20 protein-coding genes are annotated in these 18779 nt (G+C 66.5%); 16 read left to right on the forward strand and 4 right to left on the reverse strand.

Annotation, left to right across the window (positions count from 1 at the left end; translation table 11 throughout):
- The first annotated feature begins 68 nt into the window (after positions 1-68).
- Positions 69-2258 carry a putative bifunctional diguanylate cyclase/phosphodiesterase gene (locus KDW96_RS05175; RefSeq protein WP_255839361.1) on the forward strand — a complete coding sequence of 730 codons (2190 nt, stop codon included), beginning with the start codon at positions 69-71 and terminating at the stop codon, positions 2256-2258.
- A gap of 79 nt (positions 2259-2337) precedes the next feature.
- A complete protein-coding gene (locus tag KDW96_RS05180; RefSeq protein ID WP_255839362.1) occupies positions 2338-4023 on the forward strand; it encodes a GGDEF domain-containing protein in 1686 nt (561 codons plus the stop codon).
- 14 nt (positions 4024-4037) lie between these two features.
- On the opposite strand, the gene KDW96_RS05185 is transcribed toward KDW96_RS05180, so the two are convergent.
- Together KDW96_RS05185 and KDW96_RS05190 are read right to left on the reverse strand one after the other, a co-directional pair.
- Entirely contained in the window at positions 4038-4823 is a 786-nt protein-coding gene (locus KDW96_RS05185; RefSeq protein WP_255839363.1) for a hydroxypyruvate isomerase family protein, read from the reverse strand.
- Positions 4820-5710 (reverse strand): NAD(P)-dependent oxidoreductase, encoded by an 891-nt coding sequence (locus KDW96_RS05190; protein WP_255839364.1) that lies wholly within the window; start codon positions 5708-5710, stop codon positions 4820-4822. The genes KDW96_RS05185 and KDW96_RS05190 overlap by 4 nt, the downstream gene beginning before the upstream one ends.
- Positions 5711-5834: 124 nt before the next feature.
- On the opposite strand from KDW96_RS05190, the gene KDW96_RS05195 reads away from it, so the two are divergent.
- From KDW96_RS05195 to phnE, 4 genes are read left to right on the forward strand one after another with little or no spacing between them, the layout of a single operon-like run.
- On the forward strand, positions 5835-6689 hold the full coding sequence (locus KDW96_RS05195) for a putative selenate ABC transporter substrate-binding protein (RefSeq protein WP_255839365.1): 855 nt from the start codon (positions 5835-5837) through the stop codon (positions 6687-6689).
- Positions 6686-7489: a phosphonate ABC transporter ATP-binding protein gene (locus KDW96_RS05200; protein ID WP_255839366.1), complete on the forward strand. Its 804-nt coding sequence runs from the start codon at positions 6686-6688 to the stop codon at positions 7487-7489. The genes KDW96_RS05195 and KDW96_RS05200 overlap by 4 nt, the downstream gene beginning before the upstream one ends.
- Entirely contained in the window at positions 7483-8310 is an 828-nt protein-coding gene (locus KDW96_RS05205; RefSeq protein WP_255839367.1) for a PhnE/PtxC family ABC transporter permease, read from the forward strand. Before KDW96_RS05200 ends, KDW96_RS05205 begins: the two co-directional genes overlap by 7 nt.
- Positions 8311-8330: 20 nt before the next feature.
- A complete protein-coding gene (gene phnE, locus KDW96_RS05210; protein WP_255840481.1) occupies positions 8331-9089 on the forward strand; it encodes a phosphonate ABC transporter, permease protein PhnE in 759 nt (252 codons plus the stop codon).
- Positions 9090-9092: 3 nt separating this feature from the next.
- Here the strand turns inward: phnE and KDW96_RS05215 are convergent, their stop codons facing one another.
- The gene (locus KDW96_RS05215; RefSeq protein WP_255839368.1) at positions 9093-9461 is read right to left on the reverse strand and encodes a DUF5064 family protein; all 369 of its coding nucleotides are present in this window, start codon (positions 9459-9461) and stop codon (positions 9093-9095) included.
- A 66-nt stretch (positions 9462-9527) separates the two neighbouring features.
- On the reverse strand, positions 9528-9839 hold the full coding sequence (locus KDW96_RS05220; protein ID WP_255839369.1) for a DUF2288 domain-containing protein: 312 nt from the start codon (positions 9837-9839) through the stop codon (positions 9528-9530).
- A gap of 299 nt (positions 9840-10138) precedes the next feature.
- Here KDW96_RS05220 and KDW96_RS05225 point away from each other — a divergent pair, with 299 nt between their 5' ends.
- The 10 genes from KDW96_RS05225 (at position 10139) to tsaA (ending at position 18772) form a co-directional block, all read left to right on the forward strand.
- Positions 10139-11260: a branched-chain amino acid ABC transporter substrate-binding protein gene (locus KDW96_RS05225; RefSeq protein WP_255839370.1), complete on the forward strand. Its 1122-nt coding sequence runs from the start codon at positions 10139-10141 to the stop codon at positions 11258-11260.
- A 117-nt stretch (positions 11261-11377) separates the two neighbouring features.
- A complete protein-coding gene (gene livH / locus KDW96_RS05230; protein WP_255839371.1) occupies positions 11378-12301 on the forward strand; it encodes a high-affinity branched-chain amino acid ABC transporter permease LivH in 924 nt (307 codons plus the stop codon).
- A gap of 8 nt (positions 12302-12309) precedes the next feature.
- Positions 12310-13566, forward strand: a complete 1257-nt coding sequence (locus KDW96_RS05235; RefSeq protein WP_255840482.1) for a high-affinity branched-chain amino acid ABC transporter permease LivM — start codon at positions 12310-12312, stop codon at positions 13564-13566.
- Positions 13563-14330 (forward strand): high-affinity branched-chain amino acid ABC transporter ATP-binding protein LivG, encoded by a 768-nt coding sequence (gene livG / locus KDW96_RS05240; protein WP_255839372.1) that lies wholly within the window; start codon positions 13563-13565, stop codon positions 14328-14330. The genes KDW96_RS05235 and livG overlap by 4 nt, the downstream gene beginning before the upstream one ends.
- A 3-nt stretch (positions 14331-14333) precedes the next feature.
- Complete coding sequence (locus KDW96_RS05245; RefSeq protein WP_255839373.1) at positions 14334-15035, forward strand: ABC transporter ATP-binding protein; 702 nt, start codon at positions 14334-14336, stop codon at positions 15033-15035.
- Between the two features lie 105 nt (positions 15036-15140).
- Positions 15141-15851 carry an rRNA pseudouridine synthase gene (locus KDW96_RS05250; RefSeq protein ID WP_255839374.1) on the forward strand — a complete coding sequence of 237 codons (711 nt, stop codon included), beginning with the start codon at positions 15141-15143 and terminating at the stop codon, positions 15849-15851.
- Between the two features lie 59 nt (positions 15852-15910).
- Positions 15911-16372: a YehS family protein gene (locus KDW96_RS05255; RefSeq protein WP_255839375.1), complete on the forward strand. Its 462-nt coding sequence runs from the start codon at positions 15911-15913 to the stop codon at positions 16370-16372.
- Between the two features lie 200 nt (positions 16373-16572).
- Positions 16573-17208, forward strand: coding sequence for a DUF1326 domain-containing protein (locus KDW96_RS05260; RefSeq protein ID WP_255839376.1), 636 nt, complete (start codon positions 16573-16575; stop codon positions 17206-17208).
- Positions 17209-17354: 146 nt separating this feature from the next.
- Positions 17355-18002 carry a DUF2182 domain-containing protein gene (locus KDW96_RS05265; RefSeq protein WP_255839377.1) on the forward strand — a complete coding sequence of 216 codons (648 nt, stop codon included), beginning with the start codon at positions 17355-17357 and terminating at the stop codon, positions 18000-18002.
- A gap of 65 nt (positions 18003-18067) precedes the next feature.
- Positions 18068-18772, forward strand: a complete 705-nt coding sequence (tsaA, locus tag KDW96_RS05270) for a tRNA (N6-threonylcarbamoyladenosine(37)-N6)-methyltransferase TrmO (protein WP_255839378.1) — start codon at positions 18068-18070, stop codon at positions 18770-18772.
- Positions 18773-18779 lie beyond the last annotated feature (7 nt).

Below are 18779 nucleotides of genomic sequence, written 5' to 3' on the forward strand. Positions count from 1 at the left end.
AAGCACCCTCACTATACTCACGGCATACCGCGACCCTCCGTCGACTGGTGTACGGGAGAGAGCACGCTATGGATTGGCTAGACCTGCGTTTGACCTCGGATATTCCCCTCAGCGGACAACTGATCCTCGAATCTACCCATACATTTTGGCTGGTCCTGCTGGCCTGCATGGTCGCCGGCGCCGCCGGCTACGCTGCCCTGGACATGGTCGAGCGCGCCCGCGGCTGCCAGCGCCCCGGCACCCGAAGCCTGTGGTGCTGGATGGGCGCCCTGAGCCTGGCCGGCGGCATCTGGTCGCTGCACTTCATCGCCATGCTCGCCCTGCAGGCGCCCATCGCCATCCGCCATGACCTGCCGACCACTCTGGTCTCGCTGCTGGCCGCCTTCGTTCCAGCCCTTGTGGCCATGCACCTGCTCGACCGCCAACAGCTGGGCCGTCGCCAATGTGCACTCGCCGCCCTGTGCATCGGCCTGGGCATCACCGCCGCCCATTACGGCGGTCTGAGCGCGACGCGCTCGGCGGCCACCCTGTATTTCCAGCCCGGATTGCTGGCGCTGGCGGTGTCGCTGGCGGTCGGCTGCAATTACGCCGCGCTGCTGCTGCATCGGCATGCCCGCCAGGTGCGCAGCGAGCGGCGGCCAGGCTACCGGGCCGCCGCCGGCGCCCTGCTGGGCCTGGCCATGGTGCTGATGCATTTCGTCGGCATGCAGTCGCTGAGCCTGACGGTGCCAATGGGCACCGCCCTGCATCTGCAGGGGGCGACCAATGGCCTGCAGCTGGCCCTGACCGTCGCCAGCATCGCCCTGCTCAGCATCGGCGCCAGCCTGGGCGCCGCCTGGGCCGACCGCAAACAGGAGCACAAGGAGCACGAGCAGTTGCAGGTCGACTCACTGCTGACCCAGCTCGATCACGCCCGCGCTTCGCTGCAGCAGGTTACCCAGTTCGACGCCCTGACCGACCTGCTCAATCGCCAGGGCCTGGACGAGGCCCTGGCCGAGAAGATTCAGCAGCATCGACAAGAAGGCATACCACTGGCGGTCATGTTCCTCGACATCGATCACTTCAAGCGCATCAACGACAGCCTCGGCCACGCCGCCGGCGACGAGATGCTTCGGGTGTTCGCCGAGCGGATTCGTGGCGTGCTGCGTGGCAACGACGTGATCGCCCGCTTCGGCGGTGACGAATTCTGCGTGGTCGCCAGCCTGATCGACAATGAAGAGGCGCGCTACCTGGCGCAGCGGGTGATGCAGCGCATCAAGGAACCGGTGGTCCTGGCCGGACGCAGCATGGTGATGACCACCAGCATCGGCATCAGCCTGTTCCCCAAGGATGGGGAAAACTGCGAGGAGCTGCTCAAGCACGCCGATCTGGCCCTCTATCAGTCCAAGGGCAGCGGCCGCAACAATGCCCAGTTCTTCAGCACCCCGCTGAAGATCAAGGCCAGCTTCGAGCTGCAGTTGGAAGAAGAACTGCGCACCGCCCTGCAGCACGACCACGGCCTGCTGCTCTACTACCAACCGATTCTCGATCTCGACACTGGCCAGGTGAGCAAGCTGGAGGCCCTGGTGCGCTGGCAGCACCCCGAGCACGGCCTGTTGACCCCGGACCGCTTCATCGGCATTGCCGAAGCCAACGGCTTCATCGCCGAACTCGACGCCTGGGTGCTGCTGCGCGCCTGTCGCGACCTCTGCATGCTCGGCGACACCGGCTATCCGCAGCTGCGGGTTGCGGTGAACTGCTCGGCGCTGAACCTGGGTCGCGAAGAGCTGGTCCAGGAGGTGCGCGAAGCCCTGACCCGCTCCGGTGTCGCGGCCCAGCGCCTGGAGCTGGAGGTGACCGAGAACGCCCTGATGGGCAATATCAACCGTGCGGTCGGCCTGCTGCAGCAGATCCGCGAGCTGGGCGTTAGCCTGTCGATCGACGATTTCGGCACCGGCTACTCGTCGCTGGCCTACCTCAAGCGCCTGCCCCTCGACACGCTGAAGATCGATCGCTCCTTCATCCAGGACGTGCCTGCCTCACACCAGGACATGGAGATCATCCAGGCCGTGATCGGCATGGCCCACACCCTGCACCTGAAGGTCGTCGCCGAAGGCGTCGAGACCCCCCAGCAACTGGCCTTCCTGCAACAGCACGGCTGCGACTACCTGCAAGGCTACCTGCTCAGCCGACCGCTGCCGCTGCTGCAACTGCTGGACTTCCTGCGCCAGCAACCGGCGACCGCCGAATCCTTGCCCCTGCTGTCGCGCTGTCGCTGAACGCCTGCCGGTTGACGCCTGGGCCTTCGCTGTCCATGGTCATAGCAGGCATCAACACGCCAAACCAGCGACGGGCTCCATGTCAGTACCCATTGCCAGCCAACCTGCAAGCACGGCCTCGACCCACACGACCGGCTACTCGCTGTGCCTGGGCATCGCCCTGTTCATCGCCCAGTTGCTCTGGCCGGTGGACACGCTGGCGGCCGACAAGCTGCGCCTGCAACTGCGCTGGCTGCACCAGTTCCAGTTCGCCGGTTACTACATGGCCCTGGAAAAAGGCTTTTATCGCCAGGCCGGGCTGGACGTGGAAATTCTCCCGGGCGGCCCCCAGGCGGCCAGATCGATAGAGGCGGTGCTGGCCGGCGAGGTCGATTTCGCCATCGCCAACAGCGGCCTGGTCATCGCTCGCCTGCAGGGCGAACCGGTCGTGGCGCTGGCGGCGATCATGCAGAGCTCGCCGGTGGTGTGGATCGTCCGCGCCGACTCGGACATCTATGCGCCCCAGGACCTGGCCGGCAAGCGGGTGATGCTGCTGGCGCCGCCGGAAAGCGCCGAGCTGCGCATCACCCTGCTGCGCGAGGGCATCGACCTCAGCCAGCTGCGGATCAGCCCGGCGAGCTTCGATCCGCAGGACCTGATCGACGGCCGCACCGACGCCTACAACGGCTACACCTCGAACGAGCCGTACTGGCTCAAGCAACAGCAAATTGCCTACCGCCTGATCAACCCGCGCGAGTACGGCGTGAACTTCTACAACGACGTGCTGGCCACCCGCGAGGCCCTGCTCGAAGAGCGGCCCGAGCAGGTCGAAGCCTTTGTCAACGCCAGCCTGGCTGGCTGGCAGTACGCCCTGGACAACACCGAGGAAAGCATCCGGCTGATCCGGCAACGCTATGCCCCCGACAAGCCCCTGGAGCACCTGCGCTTCGAGGCGCAGGCGCTGAGGAAGCTGATCATGCCGGAGCTGGTTCAGCTCGGGCACATGAACCCCGGCCGCTGGCAGACCATCGCCGACAGCTATGTCGAGCTGGGCATGGCCGAGGCTTCCAGTGACTTGGAGGGTTTCCTTTACCAGGGCCTGGCACAGCCCGATCACCGCCTGCTCTACCAGGTCATCGCGGGCACCGCCCTGGCCCTGCTGTTGACGGCCATCGTCGCCCTGCGCTTCGCCCACCTGACCCGACGCCTGCGCCAGGAGATGGGCCGGCGCCTGCAGGCCGAACAGGAGCTGCGCGACAGCAACCTGCAGCTCGAACGTGTGGCCAGCACCGACCGCCTGACCGGGCTGTGGACCCGCCTGAAACTGGAGGAAGTGGCGCACAACGAGATCAAGCGCGCCGAGCGCTATCAACTGCCGCTCAGCCTGCTGTTCTTCGACATCGATCACTTCAAGGTGGTCAACGACCAGCATGGCCATGATGCCGGCGACCGAGTCCTCAGCGCCCTGGCCCAGCGCGTCCAGGCGCAGCTGCGCGAATCCGACTGCCTGTGCCGCTGGGGCGGCGAGGAGTTCGTCATCCTCATGCCCCATACCGACCTCGAGCATGCCGCGGTGATGGCGGAGAAGCTGCGCATCCTGGTGTCCGCCGAGGCGGCCGCCCCGGACATTGGCGTCACCGCCAGCTTCGGCGTGGCCCAGTGGCAACCCGGGCAGAGCCTGCGCGAGCTGGTGAAATCTGCCGATCAGGTGCTCTACCTGGCCAAGCAGCGCGGTCGCAACCGCATCGAGTGCTTCGTTCCGAGCGCGCCGCGCCCCCAGACCTGACCCCGACCTATGCCTCAGGCAAGGGCGCGCCAGTGGGCCAGCCAGCCCAGGCTGGCGCGCGTGCCCCCCTCCCCCGGCTTGTATTCGGCGCCCAGCCAGCCGCGATAGCCGGTGTCATTCAGCGCCGCCAGCGCCGGGGCGAAGTCCTGGCTGCCACTACCCGGTGCCCCGCGGCCGGGACAATCGGCGAACTGCACATGACCGATGCGCCCGGCCAGCAGCTCGATGCCCGCGACCAGGTCGAGGCCCTGCCGGGCCATGTGGTAGAGGTCGTACTGGGCCAGGCAATTGGGGTGAGCGACCGCGCGCAGCAGCGCGTCCAGCTGTTGCGGCGTATTGACCAGAAAGCCGGGCATATCCAGTGGATTGATCGCCTCCACCAGCACCCGGATGCCCAGCAGTTCGAACGCCTCGGCCGCCTGGCGCAGGTTGTCGACCAGGGTGGTCAGTGCCTGCTCCCGACTGACGCCTTCGGCCAGGCGCCCCGGCAACACGTTGACGCAGGCCGGGCGCACCATCGCGGCGTAGCTCAGGGCCTCCTGCAACGCCTCCGAGAAGGCCGCCTGGCGCTCCGGCACAGCCGCCAGGCCGGGGCCGCCGCTCATCAGGTCAGCGGCCGGCAGATTGATCAGCACCAGCGGCAGCCCGGCGGCGGCCAGGGCCTCCTTCAGGCGAATCGCCGGAACCTCATAGGGAAACTGGATCTCCACGCCATCGAATCCGGCGGCACCGGCGGCGACAATGCGCTCGACCAGCGGCAGTTCGCCGAACAGCAGCGACAGGTTGGCGGCGATCTTCATGCCTGGCCCTCGCGATACAGCTCGACCAGGGTCGCCGGGTCCTTCTCCAGGTTGCCCTGACTGCCGTGCAGGCGCATCAGCTGGGCGGCCAGGCCGCTGACCGGCGTGGCCGAACCGGTCTCGCGGGAAAGCCTGACCGCGGTATCCAGGTCCTTGAGCAGGGTGCGCACATGCCACTTGATCGGCTCGAACTGGCTGCTGGCCATCTGCGGCGCGAGTATCTGCAACGGCTTGGAATCGGCGAAGCCGCCGGCCAGCGCCGGCGCGATCAGGCCGGCGTCGACCCCGGCGCGCTCGGCCAGGGCCACCACCTCGGCGATCACCAGGGCGTTGCAGGCGACGATCATCTGGTTGCACACCTTGGTCACCTGGCCGGCGCCGACCTCGCCCATGCGCGTGAGACGCTGGCCCAGGTGCGCGAGGATCGGCCGCACGCGCTCGACATCCGCCTCGCAACCGCCGGCCATGATCGCCAGACTGCCCGCCTCGGCGCCCACCGTGCCGCCAGACACCGGCGCGTCCACCCAGCGCATGCCGGTACGCTGCAGCAGTTCGGCGGCCATCTCGCGGGTCGCCGCCGGCTCCAGGCTGGACAGATCCACCAGCACCTGTCCGGGCTTGCCGCCCTCGACTATGCCGCCCGGCCCGAACACCACCTCGCGCACCACCTCGGTGTTGGCCAGGCAGAGCATCACCACGTCGGCCTCGGCGCAGAGCGCGGCCGGCGTCGCCACGCAGCGCGCGCCCTGCTGCTGCAGGGGCGCGCACTTGTCCGGGGAACGGTTCCATACGCTCAGCGGATAACCGGCGGCGAGCAGACGGCGGGTCATCGGCAGGCCCATCAGGCCAATGCCGGCAAAAGCGATCGAAGGCAGTGAAGCGGTCATCTGGCAACTTCCCAAGTTCAACAGAAAATCCATCTTAACGGCAGGCGCCCGCAATGAAAGCTGCGCAATTGCCCGCGCATCCCTATAATCCGCCCGCTTTCCCCGCTATTGAACCGGAGAACCCATGAAACTCAAGAATTCCCTGGCGCTCGTCGCCGGCCTCGCCCTGTCCCTGTCCTGCGTCATCAGCCAAGCCGCCGAAGTCCTGAAGGTCTCGGCCATTCCCGACGAGGCACCCACCGAGCTGCTGCGCAAGTTCGAACCGCTGGGCGCCTATCTCGAACAGCAGCTGGGCATGCCGGTCGAATTCGTCCCGGTGACCGACTACGCCGCCGTGGTCGAAGCCCTCGCCGCCGAGCGCGTCGACCTGGCCTGGCTGGGCGGTTTCACCTTCGTCCAGGCGCACCTGAAGAACGCCGAAGTCCTGCCCCTGGTGCAACGCGCCGAGGATGAGCAGTTCACCAGCAAGATCATCAGCGCCGACCCCACCGTCCAGTCGCTGCAGGACCTCAAGGGCAAGACCTTCGCCTTCGGCTCGGTGTCCTCCACCTCCGGCAGCCTGATGCCACGCTACTTCATGCTGCAGGACGGCATCGAACCGGAAGCCTTCTTCAGCCGCATCGCCTACTCCGGCGCCCACGACGCCACTGCCGCCTGGGTCCAGGCCGGCAAGGCCGATGGCGGCGTGCTCAATGCCTCGGTCTGGGACAAGCTGGTCGCGGCCGGCAAGATCGACAGCGACAAGGTCCGGGTGATCGCCACCACCCCGCCTTACTTCGACTACAACTGGACCGTTCGCGGCGGCCTCGACCCGGCCCTGCGCGACAAGCTCAAGGCCGCATTCCTCGCCCTCGACCCGGCCGATCCGGCGCACAAGGCGATCCTCGACCTGCAGGGCGCCAGCCGTTTCATCGAAACCAAGGCGGACAACTACCAAGGCATCGAGGAAGCAGCCCGCGCGGCCGGCCTATTGAAGTGAGCCTGAGCCTGCACGGCGTGGGCCTGGCCCACGCCAATGGCCGGGTCGCGCTCAGCGACATCGACCTGCACATTCGCCCCGGCGAGCGGGTGGCCATCATTGGTCCATCCGGTGCGGGCAAGACCAGCCTGCTGCGGCTGTTCGCCACCGCCCTGCGCCCCAGCTGCGGCCAGCTCAGCGTGCTCGAGCAGCAGCCCTGGCAACTCAGCGCCCGCCAGCGCCAGCGCCTGCGCGCGCGCATCGGCCTGATCCACCAGACCCCACCCTTGCCGCCGCGCCAGCGCGTGGTCACCGCGGTGCTGGCCGGCAAGCTGGGTCAATGGACCCTGGCCCGCAGCCTGTTCAGCCTGCTGCACCCGGTCGACACCGCCGGGGCGGCCGCGGCCCTCGGCCGCCTGGACCTGGCGCAAAAGCTGTTCGAGCGCTGCGACCAACTCTCCGGTGGCCAACTGCAACGCGTCGGCATCGCCCGCGCGCTGTACCAGGCCCCCGAACTGATTCTCGCCGATGAACCGGTATCGGCCATGGACCCGCTGCTCGCCGGGCACACCCTGGGGGTGCTCAACCGCGAGGCCGACAGCCGCGGCCTGACCCTGCTGGCCAGCCTGCACGCGGTGGACCTGGCCCTGGCCCACTTCCCGCGGATCATCGGCCTGCGCGACGGACGCATCGTCTTCGATCTGCCACCGGCGGCGATCAAGCCCGCCCAGCTGAACGCCCTGTACGTCAACGAGCAGCTGCAGGCCGCACCGACCTCGACACCGCCGCCGCAGCAGATCCTGCATATCCCGCGATGCTGAACCCAGCCCCACGCGACCCGGCCGCACTGCCGCGCCTGGCCCTGACCCTGCTCGCCCTGCTGCTGTTGTGGCCCGGCTTGAGCATCAGCGAACTGGACCTGGGCGTGCTGTTCGACGACGACAATGCCGTGAGCATGGGCCGCTTTCTCGGCGACTTCTGGCCGCCGGCCCATGATGCCGAGTTCCTCCGCCTGCTCGGCCGCGCGACCCTGGAGACCCTGGCCATCGCCACCGCCGGCATGGCCCTGACGCTGCTGATCGCCATTCCCGGCGCGCTGCTGGCCAGTCGCGCGCTGTCGCTGTCGGCACTGCACCATGGCGGACGTCCCGCCTGGTGGGCGCAGGCCCTGCGCTGGCCGGTTCGCGCCACCCTGATCGTCCTGCGCAGCGTGCCGGAAATCGTCTGGGCCCTGCTGTTCGTGCGCGCGGTGGGCCTGGGCCCGACCGCCGGCGTGCTGGCCATCGCCATCACCTACAGCGGCATGCTCGGCAAGGTCTACGCGGAAATATTCGAGTCGGTCGACCCACGCCCCAGCCGCGCCCTGCTGCTGGCCGGCAGCCCGCGCCTGGCGGCCTTCGCCTATGGTGTGCTGCCCGCCGCTGCCGCGGAAATGCTTTCCTACACGGTGTACCGCTGGGAGTGTGCGATCCGCGCCTCGGTGGTGATGGGCTTCGTCGGCGCCGGCGGCCTGGGCCAACAGATCGAACTGTCGATGCGCATGTTCGCCGGTGCCGAGGTCGCGAGCATGCTACTGACCTTCCTGGCCCTGGTGCTGCTCGCCGACCAGCTCAGCCGACTGCTACGGGCGCGGCTGCTGTGAGGCGCGCCGACAGCCGGCTTCTGGGCAACGGCGCCCTGCTGCTGGTGCTGCTGGCGGCGGTGATCGCCGCCTTCATCTACCTCGGCATCGATCTCGGTGCGCTGCTCGGCGGCGACAACCTGCAGCAGATGGCCGACTACGCCGGCCGCTTCCTGCGCCCGGACCTCTCCGCCGCGCACCTCCGAGCCATCGGCCAGGGCGCCGTGGAGACCCTGGCGATGTCGGCCATCGGCACACTGCTGGCGATGGTAGTGGGATTGTTCCTGGCACTGCCGGCCGCCGGCCGCTTCGGTTGGCCCGCCAAGAGCGCCGCGCGCCTGCTGCTCAACGCCCTGCGGGCAGTCCCGGAGCTGGTCTGGGCGGCCCTGGTGGTGCTGGCCGCCGGCCTGGGGCCCAACGCCGGCACCCTGGCGCTGGCGCTGCATACGGCCGGGGTGCTCGGGCGGCTGTTCGCCGAGGCCCTGGAAAACGCGGCGGACGAGCCGGCCGAGGCGATCCGCCTGGGCGGTGGCAGCGCCGTTGCGGCCTTCTGCTATGGCACCCTGCCGGCGGTCTGGCCGCAACTGGTGGCCTACTCGCTGTACCGCTGGGAAAACAACATCCGCATGGCCAGCGTGCTGGGCTTCGTCGGCGCCGGCGGTCTGGGCCAGATGCTCTACGTCCACCTGAGCCTGTTTCAGGAAGCCCAGGCGGCGACGGTGATCCTGGCCATGCTGGTGCTGGTACTGGGTGTCGATGCGCTGAGCGGCTGGGCCCGGCAACGCTGGGTCAGCGCCTGAGCACTAAAGCCCGTCCTTCTCCAGATGGTCCAGGTTGACCGGGTCGCCGGTATGACTGCCGAGCTTGGCCCGGATATCGGCGAACATGTGGTCGTATTCCTGATGATCGCGCAGCAGCAGGCTGGTGTTGGCCGGCAGGCCATGCTTGCGCGCGATACGGCTGGCAACACTGGCGAAGTTGAATGCCGTATCGCGGTGCAGCTCGAACTGCTCCTCGAAGGCCTTGCCCGCCACTTCGCCGGCCATGCGCATGTGCAGCATCGGTCCTTCGACCGGGTCCTGACGCACCTCGTAAAACAGGTCGATGCTGTACTTGGGCTGATCAGTGGTGGCAACCGGGTTGCCACGGTGCAAATGGCCGGGCTCGAACATGGCGACGCTCCGTCTGCGGATCAGCAACGAGCATAGTTGCTTCTCGGTGGCTTTGCCGGAGCAGGCTCAGCGCGGCTGCTCGGCCCGCTCCTGGACCAGCACCCAGGGTGCCACGACCACCGCCCACAGCTGCGGATCACGGGCCAGCAGATCCTCGGCGAGCCCATCGTCGACCTTGCGCAGCAGGCCACTCTGCAACCAAGCGGCCACCTTGTCCTGATGGTTCTCAGCGACGGCCTCGGCAATCGCGACCAGATCCTGGGCACCCTCGACCCACAACAAGGCGCCCCGGGCGAAGAACGGTTGCAGCTCTTGCCAGCGAATGGGGGCGGTTTCGCCAAGCAGCTTGGCGTAGAGGGTGCTAGGTTGTTCTGTCATGGTGTGCCCTGTCGTGGAAGCCGGGATTGAGTCGGCGGCCATGATAGCGTCGCAAGCCCTCGAGGCAAGCGCGCAGGACGCCATCAGGAGGTGACGAGGCACGCCGCTTTTCTGTACGTCTATTGCATTTAAGCGACACCCGCGTATTTTGCCCCCAGCGGCCGGCTTTTCAAGGCGCGAACCGGCGCTCTACACTGCACCGGTACAGTTGCCGGGGGTACAGCCGGGGGAAACATCCCGGTTCTGCAGCTTTGGCCGCCAGAACTACAACAATGAAATACCAATAAGAGTGGAGCACTATGAACAAGGCTACTAAGCAGATTTCCAAACTGTTTGCCGCCATGGCCATGGCCGGCGTTGCCAGCTACTCGGTAGCGGCTGACAACATCAAGATCGGCATGGCCGGTCCGGTGACCGGCGCAGTCGCCCAGTACGGCGAAATGCAATTCATCGGTGCCAAGATGGCCATAGAGCAGATCAACAAGGCCGGCGGGGTGAACGGCGCGATGCTCGAAGGCGTGGTCTACGACGACGCTTGCGATCCGAAGCAGGCCGTTGCCGTGGCCAACAAGATCGTCAACGACGAAGTCAAGTTCGTGATCGGTCACCTCTGCTCCAGCTCCACTCAGCCGGCGTCCGACATCTACGAAGACGAAGGCATCCTGATGGTCACTCCGGCCTCCACCAGCCCGGACATCACCGCCCGCGGTTACGAACTGGTGTTCCGCACCATCGGCCTTGACAGCCTGCAGGGCCCGACCGCCGGCAACTTCATCGCCGACAGCATTAAGCCGAAGAACGTCGCGGTCATTCACGACAAGCAGCAGTACGGCGAAGGCATCGCCACCGCGGTCAAGCAGACCCTGGAAGGCAAGGGTGTGAACGTCGCCCTGTTCGAAGGCATCAATGCCGGCGACAAGGACTTCTCGGCGATGATCTCCAAGCTCAAGCAGGCCAACGTGGACTTCATCTACTACGGCGGCTACCACCCGGAGCTGGGCCTGCTGCTGCGCCAGTCTTCCGAGAAGGGTCTGAAGGTCCGTTTCATGGGCCCGGAAGGCGTGGGTAACAAGGAAATCTCCGCCATCGCCGGCCCGGCCTCCGAAGGCCTGCTGGTGACCCTGCCGAAGTCCTTCGACCAGGACCCGAAGAACCAGGCGCTGGTCGAGGCCTTCAAGGCCAAGAACGAAGACCCGACCGGTCCGTTCGTGTTCCCAGCTTACGCCGCGGTACAAGTGATCGCCGAAGGCATCGAGAAGGCCGGCGACACCGACACCGCCAAGGTGGCCGAGGCCCTGCGCGCCAACAGCTTCGACACCCCGACCGGCAACCTGGCCTTCGACGAGAAGGGTGACCTGAAGGACTTCAGCTTCGTGGTCTACGAGTGGCACCAGGACGGCACCAAGTCCGAAGCCAAGTAAGCGTCCCGCCTGAACCCAGAACCCACTGCAACCGCAGTGGGTTTTGTTTATTAGAAGAATTCTGGTCTCACGCTGCGCCACAAGCGCCGCCGTGCGTGCTGACCCAGGAGTTAGGCAATGCCTGATCTTTATCACTACCTGCAACAGCTGGTTAACGGCCTGACCGTTGGCAGCACCTATGCCCTGATCGCCATCGGCTACACCATGGTCTACGGCATCATCGGCATGATCAACTTCGCCCACGGCGAGGTTTACATGATTGGCTCGTATGTAGCCTTCATCGCCATTACCATCCTCGCGATGTTCGGCCTGGACAGCCTGCCCCTGATCATGATCGCCGGCTTCGCCGCCAGCATCATCGTCTGCAGCGCCTATGGCTACAGCATCGAACGGGTCGCCTACCGCCCGCTGCGCGGCGGCAACCGCCTGATCCCGCTGATTTCGGCGATCGGCATGTCGATCTTCCTGCAGAACCTGGTCCTGCTGGCCCAGGACTCCAAGGACAAGGCCATCCCCAACCCGCTGCCGGGCAACTTCGTGTTCGGCGAAAGCACCATGAACGGGGTGGTGATCTCCTATACCCAGGTGCTGATCTTCGTCGTCACCTTCCTGGTGATGGTCGGCCTGACCCTGTTCATTTCCCGCTCACGCCTCGGCCGCGCCTGCCGCGCCAGCGCCGAAGACCTGAAGATGGCCAACCTGCTGGGCATCAACACCAACAACATCATCGCCCTGACCTTCGTCATCGGTGCCGCCCTGGCCGCCGTCGCCGCGGTGCTGCTGGGCATGCAGTACGGCGTGATCAACCCGCACCTGGGCTTCCTCGCCGGCATCAAGGCCTTCACCGCCGCAGTACTGGGCGGCATCGGCAGCATCCCCGGCGCCATGCTCGGCGGCCTGGTACTGGGCGTGGCCGAGGCCTTCGGCGCCGACCTGTTCGGCGACCAGTACAAGGACGTGGTGGCTTTCAGCCTGCTGGTGCTGGTCCTGCTGTTCCGCCCGACCGGTATTCTCGGCCGTCCGGAGGTTGAAAAAGTATGAACCCCTCGATCCGCGGCAACCTCAAGACCGCTTTCTTCAGCGCCCTGCTGGTCCTGGCCGTGGCCTACCCGGTCATCGGCCTGAAGCTGACCACGGTCGGCATCAGCCTGCAGGTACAGGGCGCCAGCCCGGCCGTGCTCTGGACCATCGGCGCCTGCGCCATCGCCATGTTCTTCTGGCAACTGTTGCGCAACCAGATCGGCGCCGCCTGGAGCAGTGCGCCCGGGCTGCCCAAGGTGCCGAGCCAGTCCAGCGACTTCCTCACCCAACCGTCCACGCAGCGCTGGGCCGTGCTCGGCCTGATCCTCATCGCCCTGGCCTGGCCGTTCTTCGGCAGCCGCGGCGCGGTGGATATCGCCACGCTGATCCTGATCTACGTGATGCTCGGCCTCGGCCTGAACATCGTGGTAGGTCTGGCCGGCCTGCTCGACCTCGGCTATGTCGGCTTCTATGCCGTGGGCGCCTACAGCTACGCGCTGCTGTCGCACTACTACGGCCTGGGCTTCTGGGTGTGCCTGCCGATCGCCGGCCTGATGGCGGCCTTCTTCGGCTTCATCCTCGGTTTCCCGGTATTGCGCCTGCGCGGCGACTACCTGGCCATCGTCACCCTCGGTTTCGGCGAGATCATTCGCATCCTGCTGCGCAACATGACCGAGCTGACCGGCGGCCCCAACGGCATCAGCAACATCGACAAACCGACGCTGTTCGGCCTGTCGTTCGAGCGCCGTGCCGAAGAAGGCCTGCAGACCTTCCACGAGTTTTTCGGGGTTGCCTACCAGTCGATCAACAAGGTGATCTTCCTCTACCTGATCGCCCTGCTGCTGGTGCTGCTGACCCTGTTCGTGATCAACCGCCTGCTGCGCATGCCGATCGGCCGTGCCTGGGAGGCACTGCGCGAAGACGAAATCGCCTGCCGCGCACTGGGCATGAACCCCACCGTGATCAAGCTCTCGGCCTTCACCCTGGGTGCCACCTTCGCCGGATTCGCCGGCAGCTTCTTCGCCGCGCGCCAGGGCCTGGTGACGCCGGAGTCCTTCACCTTCATCGAGTCGGCGATCATCCTCGCCATCGTCGTGCTGGGTGGCATGGGCTCACAGCTGGGCATCATTCTCGCCGCGGTGGTGATGATCCTGCTGCCCGAGCTGATGCGTGAGTTCAGCGAGTACCGCATGCTGATGTTCGGTGCCCTGATGGTATTCATGATGATTTGGCGTCCGCAGGGCCTGCTGCCCATGCAGCGCCCGCACCTGGAGCTGAAACCATGAGCCGCCCGATCCTAGAAGTAAGCGGCCTGTCCATGCGCTTCGGCGGCCTCCTGGCCGTCAACGGGGTGGGTCTGTCGGTCGATGAGAAGCAAGTGGTGTCGATGATCGGGCCGAATGGCGCCGGCAAGACCACGGTGTTCAACTGCCTGACCGGTTTCTACCAGCCCACCAGCGGCAGCATCCGCCTCAATGGCGAGCAGATCGAAGGGTTGCCTGGCCACAAGATCGCCCACAAGGGCGTCGTGCGCACCTTCCAGAACGTCCGCCTGTTCAAGGAAATGACGGCGGTGGAGAACCTGCTGGTAGCCCAGCATCGTCACCTCAACACCAACTTCATTGCCGGCCTGCTGAAGACCCCGGCGTTCCGCAAGAGCGAGCGCGAGGCGATGGAATACGCCGCCCACTGGCTCGAGCAGGTCAACCTGACCGAGTTCGCCAACCGCCCGGCCGGCACTCTGGCCTACGGCCAGCAACGCCGCCTGGAGATCGCCCGCTGCATGATGACGCGCCCGCGCATCCTCATGCTCGACGAACCGGCCGCCGGCCTCAATCCGCGCGAGACCGACGACCTCAAGGCGTTGATCCGCATGCTGCGCGACCAGCACAACGTCACCGTGCTGCTGATCGAGCACGACATGAAGCTGGTCATGAGCATTTCCGACTACATCTACGTGATCAACCAGGGCACCCCCCTGGCCGACGGCACGCCGGAGCAGATCCGCGACAACCCCGACGTGATCAAAGCCTATCTGGGGGAGGCGTAAGCCATGCTGACGTTCGACAAGGTTTCCACCTTCTACGGCAAGATCCAGGCGCTGCACGACGTCAGCGTCGAGGTCCGTCAGGGCGAGATCGTCACCCTGATCGGCGCCAACGGCGCCGGCAAGTCGACGCTGCTGATGACCCTGTGCGGCAACCCGCATGCGAGCAGCGGCAGCATCCGCTACCAGGGCGAGGAACTGGTCGGCCAGGACACCCCGGAGATCATGCGCAAGAGCATCGCCATCGTTCCCGAGGGACGCCGGGTGTTCGCCCGCCTGACCGTCGAGGAAAACCTGGTGATGGGCGGCTTCTTCACCGCCAAGGGCGACTTCCGCCAGCAGATGGACAAGGTCCTGCACCTGTTCCCGCGACTCAAGGAGCGCCTCAATCAGCGCGCCGGCACCATGTCCGGCGGCGAACAGCAGATGCTCGCCATCGGCCGTGCGCTGATGAGCATGCCCAAGCTGTTGCTGCTCGACGAGCCGTCCCTGGGCCTGGCGCCGATCATCATCCAGCAGATCTTCGACATCATCGAACAGCTGCGCAAGGACGGCGTGACCATCTTCCTGGTCGAGCAGAACGCCAACCAGGCGCTCAAGCTGGCCGATCGCGGTTATGTGCTGGAGAACGGGCGGATCGTCATGCAGGGCAGTGGCCATGAGCTGCTGACCAACCCCAAGGTGCGCGACGCTTACCTCGGCGGCTGAGCCACCGGCAGTCAGAAAACCGCTCCTCGGAGCGGTTTTTTTATCCCTGTAGCGAGGCCGTGGCCAGTTACAATGGCGGCCCTGCCCTTCACGATGACCTTTGCCATGACCGACCCCATCCGCCTGTCCAAACGCCTGATCGAACTGGTCGGCTGCTCGCGCCGCGAGGCCGAGCTGTATATCCAGGGCGGCTGGGTGCTGGTCGATGGCGAAGTGGTGGACGAGCCACAGTTCAAGGTCGCGAGCCAGCATGTCGAACTGCTCCCGGATGCCGTGGCCGCCCCCGTGGAGCCGGTCACCCTGCTGCTCCACGTGCCCGCCGGCCACGCCCCGGCGAGCGCCGTCGCCACGCTCGGCCCGGCGACCCACTGGCCGGAGGATGCCTCCGGCCTGCGCCCGTTGAAGAGCCACTTCGAGCGACTGACCGCGTGCATCCCGCTGCAGGCCGGCGCCGACGGTCTGCACGTACTGACCCAGGACTGGCGCGTCGAGCGCAAGCTCAGGGAAGACCTGAGCAAGATCGAGCAGGAGTACGTGGTCGAGGTAAGCGGCGAACTCAGCCCCGCCCAACTCAAGCGCCTCAACCATGGCCTGAGTTTCAACGACAGGCCGCTGCCGCCCTGCAAGGTCAGTTGGCAGAACGAAACCCGTCTGCGTTTCGCCCTGAAGAATCCCCAGCCCGGCCAACTGGTGTTCATGTGCAACAGCGTCGGCCTCAAGGTGCTGGGGCTCAAGCGCATCCGCATCGGCGGCGTACCGATGGCCAAGGTGCAGCCCGGCCAGTGGCGCTATCTGGCGGCCAAGGAACGCTTCTAGGCCCTCTGCTCTCGCCGCCCGACAGGGTGCGGCGCCCTCTTCTTCCCAGGAACCACCCCATGCTCAATAACGATGTACTGCGCAGCCTGCGCTACACCCTCGACCTCAGCGACGCCCAGATGGCCGATATCATCCAGCTCAGCGGCCTGCAGGTCGACCAGGCCCGGGTCAGCGACGTGCTGAAAAAGGACGACGAGGAAGGCTTCCAGGCCTGCGACGATGAGCTGATGGCGCATTTTCTCGATGGTCTGGTGTACTTCAAGCGCGGCAAGGATGACAGCCGCCCGCCACAGCCGTTCGAGCTGCCGGTGACCAACAACATGGTGTTGAAGAAAATCCGCGTGGCCTTCGAGCTGAAGGAAGACGACATGCACGCGATCATGCAGAGCGTCGACTGCCCGGTGTCGAAGCCGGAGATGAGCGCCCTGTTCCGCAAGTTCGGGCACAGCAATTACCGCACCTGCGGCGATCAGTTTCTGCGCAACTTCCTCAAGGGCCTGACCCTTCGCCTGCGCGGCTGAGCCAGGCACCAGCGCAAGCCTAGGCGGCCGTCCAGGCCGCCCGCGAGCACGCCCCTAGCGCCTGACACGAACAACGGCCCCGCCCTGCGCGTCGGCGCGCGCCGTTGGTCCGCCACGCCGTCCGCGCCCTTCGCCATTGCTAACCTTTCATTTGGGGGGTTATCGCGCTTCAGGCCGCCAACGCGGCAGGGAGGAAGGTCATGAGCATGGCTGACTGGCGCATGCAGGGCGCCGAATTCGCCACCTGCAACTGCAACTGGGGCTGCCCCTGTCAATTCAGCGCACTGCCCAGCCACGGCAACTGCGAAGCCGTGGTGTCGATGCGCATCGATCAAGGCCATTACCAGGACATCAGACTGGACGGCCTGTGCTGGGTCGGCACCTTCGCCTGGCCCAAGGCCATCCACGAAGGCAACGGCCGCTGCCAGCTGTTTATCGACAACAGGGCCACCGCCGAGCAACGCGAGGCGTTGCTGCGGATTCTCACGGGCGAGGACACCGAACCCGGTGCCACCGTCTTCTCCGTATTCGCCAGCACCCTCAGCGAGGTCTACGAGCCGCAGTTCGTGCCGATCGAGTTCAGCGTCGATGTGGATCGGCGCGAAGCCCACACCCGCATCCCCGGCGTGCTGGAAGTGACGGGTGAACCGATTCGCAACCCGGTCAGCGGCCAGGCCCAGGAAGCCCGCCTGGTGCTGCCCGCCGGCTTCGAGTTCACCGAGGCGCAGATGGCCAGTGGCAGCTACAAGACCCAGGGCGCGATCAAGATTCAGTCGCAGAAGGGCCACGGCCACTTCGCCCGCCTGCACTTCACCGGCCAGGGGGTGGTGCGCTGAAGTCCCTCGAGCTGCCCGACGCCAGCGCCGCACGGACACGGCGGCTGCCACACTGGCCGCTGCAGCGCGACCAGTGGGCCACCCTGCTCTGCCTGCTGGCCTTGGTCGCCCTGGCCTGGTGGGCCTTGCTGCGGATGGACCGGGGCATGGCCGCAATGGCCATGTCCACCATGCCGATGCCCTGGACGGGCACGGACGCCTTGCTGATGCTGGCGATGTGGGTGGTGATGATGGTCGGCATGATGCTGCCCAGCGCCCTGCCGATGATCCTGCTGTATCAACAGATGCTGCGCAAACACCTGCAGGCGCCTCGGCGCCAGCTGGCGCTGCTGCTGTTCTGCCTGACCTATCTGCTGGTGTGGAGCGGTTTCAGCCTGCTCGCCACCGCACTGCAATGGGGCCTGGAGCGCCTCGCCCTGCTCAGCCCGCAGATGCGCAGCGACAGTCAGTGGCTCGGCGGCACGCTGCTGCTGCTCGCCGGCGCCTACCAGTGGCTGCCGGGCAAGGCCGCCTGCCTGGCCCATTGCCGTGGCCCGGTGCTGTTCCTCATGAGCCATTGGCGCCCCGGCATCGCCGGTGGCTGGCGCATGGGCCTGGCCCACGGCCTTTACTGCCTCGGTTGCTGCTGGGCCCTGATGGGCCTGCTGTTTCTCGGCGGGGTGATGAACCTGCTGTGGGTGGCGGGGATCGGTGCCTATGTGCTGCTGGAAAAGATTCTCCCCCAGGGACTCGGACTCGCACGCCTCGCCGGGCTAGTGCTGATGGCCGGGGGCATTGCCGTGCTGCTCGAATAACACCCCTTAAGACGGGCGCCCTCTGCAGGTAAGATGGGCATCCCCCCGCCGCCGACTGCCTGCTCATGTCCTACGCCGTATCGCCCATTGGCTTCGTTCGCTCCTGCTTCAAGGAGAAGTTCGCCATCCCCCGCCAGCCGCAACTGGCGCCGGCGGCCCGCGGGACCCTGGACCTGCTCCCGCCCTTCGACCAGGGTGAAGCCGTGCAAGGTCTGGAGCAGGTCAGCCATGTCTGGCTGCTGTTCCTGTTCCACCAGGCGCTGGAAGACAAGCCACGCCTGAAGGTGCGCCCGCCACGCCTGGGCGGCAACCAGTCGATCGGCGTGTTCGCCAGCCGCGCCACCCACAGACCCAATGGCCTTGGCCAGTCGGTGGTCAAGCTGGACAGGGTCGAGCCGGGGCGACTCTGGCTGTCCGGCATCGACCTGCTGGACGGCACGCCGGTACTGGATATCAAGCCCTACGTGCCCTATGCAGACTGCGTGACGGATGCGGTCAACGCCATTGCCGACAGCGCGCCACTGCCCATCAAGGTCGACTGGCAGGAGCAGGCGCTGACCCAGGCGCGTCAGCACGGCCTGCGCCTGAACGAGCCCCTGGTCGAGCTGATCGAGCAGTGCCTGGCCCAGGATCCACGACCGGCCTACCAGACGCCGCAACCCGAACGGCGCTACGGCGCCGCCTTCTGGGACCTGGATGTGCGTTGGCACTACCCGCAACCGGGACGCATCTGCGTGCTGGACGTGGTCGCCAGCGCAGCCACCCTCTAGGCCGATG

This window comes from Pseudomonas benzenivorans (assembly GCF_024397895.1).
Taxonomy (GTDB): domain Bacteria; phylum Pseudomonadota; class Gammaproteobacteria; order Pseudomonadales; family Pseudomonadaceae; genus Aquipseudomonas; species Aquipseudomonas benzenivorans_A.